Source organism: Novosphingobium flavum (genome assembly GCF_014230315.1).
In the GTDB taxonomy this organism is placed as follows: Bacteria; Pseudomonadota; Alphaproteobacteria; order Sphingomonadales; family Sphingomonadaceae; genus Novosphingobium; species Novosphingobium flavum.
This window is the reverse complement of sequence record NZ_JACLAW010000023.1, coordinates 1-3,437: the sequence shown is the minus strand read 5'-3', so window position 1 is coordinate 3,437 and position 3,437 is coordinate 1. Positions and strand designations below refer to the sequence as shown.

The window sequence follows — 3,437 nt, the reverse complement described above, 5'->3', positions numbered from 1 at the left end:
ACCGAGGAGGCCACCGCCGCTGCCGCGCCGTCCGCTACCGCCCAGCGGCGCAGCGCGCCGCGGCCGGCCCGCCCCGCCGCCAGCGCCGCCCCTCCGGAGGCGCCCGCCGCGGTTCCCGTGGCAGCGGCTGCGGGGGTTCCGGCCCCGGCATCCACCGCTCAGAACTGACCCCGTCTCGACAGGGCAAGGGCAAAATGGCTAAGCCCGGCCCACGGGGGGTGGCCATGCCACCTTGCATGACATTCATTCCCGGTTCGGCCGCCCTCGCCTAGTGCGGGGCGGTCAACCGCTGGACGGGAGCGCCTTGTAAAACCATGTTCGGATCACTTGTCCGCCGCCATTCCGCCGCCGCTCGCCCGGCGCGCGCCGTGCTTGCAATCCTGCTGCTGGCCAGCACCGCCCCGGCGCTCGCCCAGTCGGCCCCGGCCGACGGCGAGGCGCGCCTGCGCAAGGTCGAGGCCGAAGTCCGCGCCCTCCAGCGCCAGGTCTTCCCCGGCAGCGACGGCAAGTTCTTCACCCCCGAAGTGACCTCGGGCGCGGTCAGGCCGCAGCCGGCCGGCGTTCCTGCCTCCACCCCGATGTCAGATCTGCTCACCCGGATGGAATCGGTCGAGGCGCAGATCGCCCGGCTGACCGCGCAGAACGAGGAAACCGCCAACCGCGTCGCCCAGATGGAAGCCAAGCTGGCCGCGCTGACCCCGCCGCCCGCGCCGGTTGCCGCCGCCGTGGCCGATCCGGCCCCCACAGCCCCGACGCTCGTCGCCGCCCCGGTTGCCGCGCCGGCACCGGCCCTCGTGAAACCCGTCGCCGCGGTCACCCCGGTCAAGGAAGCCCCGGTCAAGGCTGGCGCGGCGCCCAAGCCGGTCGTTCCGGCCAAGCCCACCGCCCAGCGCCTCGCCGCGGTCCAGAAGGTGGAGAAGCCCGCGACCGGCAATGCCGCCGACGATGAATACACTTACGGTTTCCGGCTCTACGACGCCAAGTTCTACCCCGAGGCCCAGCAGCAGCTGCGCCTCTATGTCGACAAGTATCCGCGCGATTCCAAGATCAGCTTTGGCCGCAACCTGCTCGGCAAGGCCTTCCTCGACGATGGCAAGCCGCGCGACGCCGGGGCATGGTTCGTCCAGAACTACCAGTCCGACCGCAAGGGCGCCCGCGCCGCCGACAGCCTGCTCAACCTGGCCGAGGCCATGCGCCAGCTCAAGGACACCAGCCGCGCCTGCATCGCGCTCGCCGAATTCGGCGAGGTCTATCCGGTCGAGGCGGCCGGTCGGCTCAAGGCCCAGTTTGCGAGCCTGCGCGGCGCGGTGAAGTGCGATTGACGGCGAACTGACAGCGCACGTCACCGAGGGGCGCTTCGCCGAGGGGCTTTTCGCCCTGTGGCCGCAAGTGCGCCGCACCGGCAAGCTCGGCCTTGCCGTCTCGGGCGGGCCGGATTCGCTCGCGCTGCTCCTGCTCGCGGCCAAGGCCCTGCCCGGCCGGGTCGAGGCCGCGACGGTCGATCACGGCCTGCGCCGCGAAAACGCGGATGAAGCCCGCTTCGTGTCAGACATCTGCGCCGGCCTCGGCGTACCGCACGAAACGCTGGCGGTGGCCCTCGCCCCGGGCAACATCCAGAGCGAGGCCCGCACCGCCCGCTATGCCGCGCTCGGCGCGTGGCTCGGCGCGCGCGGCCTCGGCGCCCTCGCCACGGCTCACCACGCCGACGATCAGGCCGAAACCCTGCTGCTGCGCCTCAATCGCGGCAGCGGCGTGGCCGGCCTCGCCGGCGTGCGCGCCGCCGGGCGCGTGCCCGGTTCGGGCCAGCCCCTCCTGCGCCCGCTGCTCGGCTGGCGCCGCGCGGAGCTTGCCGCCGTGGTGGAAGCCGCCGGGATCGCCGCCGTGCAGGACCCCAGCAACGCCGACCCGCGCTTCGACCGCGCCCGGCTCCGCATGGCGCTGGCCTCGGCCGACTGGATCGATGTCCCCGCCCTCGCCCAGAGCGCCGCGCACCTTGCCGACGCCGACGCCGCGCTCGAATGGGCCACGGCCCGCGAATGGCGCGAACAGGTCAAGCCCGGCGCGCTCGGCGCCTATGTCTACCAGCCCGCCGCGCCCCGCGCCGTTGCGCTGCGCGTGATCGCCCTGCTCGTGACCCGGCTGGACGGCGAGGAACCGCGCGGCAGCGCCGTCGCCCGCCTGTTCGATAGCCTGCTCGCCGGCCAGCCCGCCTCGATCGGCAACCTCGTCGCCCGGCCCGGCCCGGATGGCTGGACCTTCTCCCCCGCGCCAAGGCGCCGCACCACCGCCTAGCCGCATTTTTCTTCCGCGAAGCGAATTAAAATACGAAAGAACAAATGCTTATGCAGGGGCCATCGCCCCTGCACCCCGATAATTTTCGCCGCGGATCCATGCCACGCCGATTGATCGGGAGAGGCCGACATTAACGGGGTGCAGGGGTATTAACCCCTGCATATTCCCTTGTTCTTGCTGCTTTTCAGTCCGCTTCGCGGAAAGAAAGGCGCGCTCAGGTCAGCTGGTCGCCGAGCTTCGCCATCTTGCCCCGGGTGATGTAGACCGGGGTGCCCAGCGCGGCGATGCCGAACAGCTTCCTCGCGAAGGGGGTGGGCACGCCGACGCAGCCGTGGCTGGCGTAGCCGTTTTCGACCGTGGTCCCGTGGATCGAGATGCCGTCGTTGGTGAGGCGCATCATGAAGGGCATGGGCGCGCCCTCGTAGATGTTGGAGACGTGATGCGCGTCTTTTTGCGTGATCGGGAAGATCCCGGTCGGGGTCGGGGTGTCCTGCGTCCCGAGGAGGACGGCGGTGGCGGCGATTTCATAGCCGCCGCGGAAGACCGAGAGCACGCGGGCGTCGAGGTCGACCGTGATCACCAGCGGCCCGGCGGGTACGCCGGCCTCGTCCCAGTGCCAGTCGCCATAACGGATCGGCCCGTCGATCGGCAGGATGCGCTTGATGGTGAAGGCCGGGTCGGCGGGCTTGGCGCCGGCCACGAGCGCCGGTTCAACGGCTCCGGCCGCGCTGCCGGGCGCAGTGGCGAGTTCGATCGGTTGCATGGCCGTTGCAGCAGGCTTGCGCGGCGCAGGATTGCCGACGGACAGCAGGCTCATGGCGACGAGGGCGAGGCCGATTGCGGCCACCACCAATCCGATCCAGCCGCGCTTGCGCAGTTCCATGCCGTTTCACCGCCCTTTCGCCGCCAGCTTCGCGCAGGCGCGAACGATTCGCCAGCACCGCGCGCGCGCCGTCCCCTTGCGGGACTTCGCGCCCGCGAGAAGTTAACGCGCGGAGCGCCCGGCAGGCCGCGTCAGCCGTGCGCGCCGAAGGCGTTGGCGATGGCCGTCGTGATCTGGAGCGACAGGTGATAGGCCTGCTCGATCCGGTCGACATATTCGGTGCGGATCACGCTGTAGCCGCTGGCTCCGCTGTCGGGATATT

General features: G+C 71.3%; 3 protein-coding genes. 2 read left to right on the top strand and 1 reads right to left on the bottom strand.

From position 1 onward, the window contains the following. Positions 1 to 314: 314 nt before the first annotated feature. Together H7F51_RS18490 and tilS are read left to right on the top strand one after the other, a co-directional pair. A complete protein-coding gene (locus H7F51_RS18490) occupies positions 315 to 1,322 on the top strand; it encodes a tetratricopeptide repeat protein (protein ID WP_185665805.1) in 1,008 nt (335 codons plus the stop codon). A 67-nt stretch (positions 1,323 to 1,389) separates the two neighbouring features. After that, entirely contained in the window at positions 1,390 to 2,292 is a 903-nt protein-coding gene (gene tilS / locus H7F51_RS18485) for a tRNA lysidine(34) synthetase TilS (RefSeq protein WP_343061338.1), read from the top strand. Positions 2,293 to 2,506: 214 nt separating this feature from the next. Here the strand turns inward: tilS and H7F51_RS18480 are convergent, their stop codons facing one another. Further along, the gene (locus H7F51_RS18480; protein WP_185665804.1) at positions 2,507 to 3,175 is read right to left on the bottom strand and encodes a L,D-transpeptidase family protein; all 669 of its coding nucleotides are present in this window, start codon (positions 3,173 to 3,175) and stop codon (positions 2,507 to 2,509) included. Positions 3,176 to 3,437 lie beyond the last annotated feature (262 nt).

What these genes read in the sequence shown, in the direction of transcription:
- H7F51_RS18490 (WP_185665805.1), top strand. Translation starts at nt 315, where the DNA reads ATGTTCGGATCACTTGTCCGCCGCCATTCCGCCGCCGCTCGCCCGGCG.
- H7F51_RS18480 (WP_185665804.1), bottom strand. Translation starts at nt 3,175, where the DNA reads ATGGAACTGCGCAAGCGCGGCTGGATCGGATTGGTGGTGGCCGCAATC.